Origin of the sequence: Thermomonas sp., assembly GCF_041905325.1 — a bacterium.
Lineage (GTDB): Bacteria > Pseudomonadota > Gammaproteobacteria > Xanthomonadales > Xanthomonadaceae > Thermomonas.
Genome location: NZ_JAYRLK010000027.1, coordinates 1 through 2,480 on the forward strand (window position 1 = coordinate 1; position 2,480 = coordinate 2,480).

The 2,480-nt window shown below is 69.3% G+C and carries 3 protein-coding genes; all 3 read left to right on the forward strand.

All coding sequences use genetic code 11. The features are described from left to right. A partial coding sequence (locus ACE3OK_RS12355) for a VWA domain-containing protein (RefSeq protein ID WP_374249853.1) occupies nucleotides 1-1,196 on the forward strand: 1,196 nt, incomplete at its 5' end. A gap of 20 nt (nucleotides 1,197-1,216) precedes the next feature. Next, on the forward strand, nucleotides 1,217-1,795 hold the full coding sequence (locus tag ACE3OK_RS12360) for a CoxG family protein (RefSeq protein ID WP_374249855.1): 579 nt from the start codon (nucleotides 1,217-1,219) through the stop codon (nucleotides 1,793-1,795). A 20-nt stretch (nucleotides 1,796-1,815) separates the two neighbouring features. Then, a partial coding sequence (locus ACE3OK_RS12365; RefSeq protein ID WP_374249856.1) for an XdhC family protein occupies nucleotides 1,816-2,480 on the forward strand: 665 nt, incomplete at its 3' end.

The window sequence follows — 2,480 nt, forward strand, 5'->3', positions numbered from 1 at the left end:
ATGAGCCCATGCAACTAGGCGACGCTCGCACCGGCAAACTGGCCGACAACGTGACTGGCTTTGGCCGGGCGTTGCGCCGCGCGGGTGTGCGGCTGGACAGTGCGCGCATTGCGCTGGCACAGCAGGCTGCGCTGCTGGTGGGCGTGGGCAGCAAGGGCGACCTGAGTGCGGCGATGGAGGCGGTGCTGGTGAGCCGCGAGCAGGACCGCATGGTGTTCCGCGAGCTGTTTGACATCTACTTCCGCAACCCCGAAGTCGCCAACAAGCTGCTGTCGCAACTGTTGCCCAGCGCCGAGGGCAAGGCCGAGCCGAGCAAGCGCCGCCCGCGCGTGCGCGAGGCGCTTCAGCCCCAGAAAGCCTACGGCCAGGCGGCCAAGCCCAAGCAGGAAGACCAGAAGGTGGAGTTTGACGCCGCCATGACGGCCAGCGACCTGCAGCGCTTGAAGCATGCCGACTTCAACGCCCTGAGCGGCAGCGAATACCGGCTCGTGGAGCGGCTGGCGCGCGACGTGGCGCTGCCTGTGCCCAGCGTGCCGTCGCGCCGCGTGCGGCCCGGCACGCGCGGCGCACGCGTGCACTGGAGCGGCGTGATGCGCGACGCCGCCCGTACCGGCGGCGAGATCATGCAGCTGCGCCGCCTGCAGCGCCATGCCCAGCCGCTGCCGCTGCTGGTGCTGGTGGATGTGTCGGGCTCGATGGAGCGCTATTCGCGGCTGCTGCTGAGTTTTCTGCATGCGGCCACGCGCAGCGTGCACGGCCCCCGCGGGCGGACCGACGTGTTCGCCTTTGGCACCCACCTGACCGACCTGACGCCCGCCTTCCGGCTGGCCGACACCGACGAAATGCTGGCCGCCGCGAGCCTGGCCATCAGCGACTTTGCCGGCGGCACCCGCCTGGGCGACGCGTTGGCCACGCTGCGCGAGCAGCATGCGCGCCGGCTGGTGGGCCGGCGCACGCTGGTGCTGGTGATCAGCGACGGGCTGGACACCGGCGAGCCGGCCGATCTGGCGCGCGAATTGGGCTGGCTGCGCCGGCGCAGCCGCCGCCTGCTGTGGCTCAACCCGCTGCTGCGCTTTGACGGCTACGCCCCCGTGGCGCGGGGCGCCGCCAAGGCCGCGCATGGCATGCTGGCGGTGCACAACATCAGCAAACTGGAAGACCTGGCGGCAAGCCTTGCCGCCGTCATGAAAAACTAGAAGGAAACAAAAAAATGGACATGCAAGGAAGCCGCGCGCTCGCCATCACCCAGCAGCAGGCCTGGGACGCGCTCAACAACCCCGAGGTGCTGAAGACCTGCATCCCCGGCTGCGACAAGGTCGAGTCCACCGGCCCCAACCAGTACGCCGTGGGCGTGGCGGTCAAGATCGGCCCGGTGGCGGCCAAGTTCAACGGCAAGATCACGCTGAGCGATATCAACCCGCCCAACAGCTACACCATCACCTTTGACGGGCAGGGCGGCGCCGCCGGCTTTGGCAAGGGCAACTCCCAGGTGTCGCTGGCGCCATCGCAAGAGGGCAGTGGCTGTGTGCTGAGCTACACCGTGCACGCCTCGGTGGGCGGCAAGATTGCCCAGCTTGGCCAGCGGCTGATCGACGGGGTGGCCAAGTCGATGGCAGAAGATTTTTTCAAGCGCTTTGACGACGAAATGCAGCGCCAGCACCCCGAGGCCTACGCTGCTGCTGCCAAGGTGGAGGCGGCCAGCCCCCCACCGGCTGCGGGTGCCAAAGTGCCCGTGTGGGCCTGGGCCGTGGGGGCGGCGGTGGTGCTGGCCGCCATCTGGCTGCTGGCACGCTGAGGCCAGTCCGGAGCGACGCGATGGAAAACCTCGACGTGATGGTGTTGCGCACGCTGCGCGACTGGCGCGCAGCGGGCCAGCGCGCGCTGCTGGCCACGGTGGTGCGCACCTGGGGCAGTTCGCCGCGGCCCATCGGCTCGATCATGGCGCTGAGCGAAAGCGGGGCGGTGGTGGGCTCGGTGTCCGGGGGCTGCATTGAAGACGACCTGATCTACCGCTTCACCCAGGCCTATTCAGGCCAGGGCGAAGACAAGCACATCCCCAGTGGCGCGCCGGGTTTTGTGAAGTACGGCATCAGCGCTGACGAGGCGCACCGCTTTGGGCTGCCCTGTGGCGGCACGCTGGAGCTGCTGCTGGAATACGACCCTGACGCCGCCAGCCTGGCGCAGCTGGTCACGGCGCTGGAAGCCGGCCAGCTGATGCAGCGCACCGTGCGCCTGAGCGACGGTGCCGTCACGCTGGCCGAAGCCCTGGCGCCCGAGGAACTGAAAGTGACGGACGCCGCGCTCGTCAACACCTTCGGGCCCGAGTACCGCATGCTGCTGATCGGCGCGGGCCAGCTCACCGAGTACCTGGCCACCATGGCACTGTTCAGCGGCTTCGCGGTGACGGTGTGCGACCCGCGCGAGGAGTACCGCGGCGCCTGGAGCGTGGCCGGCGCCACCGTGGTGGCCGACATGCCCGA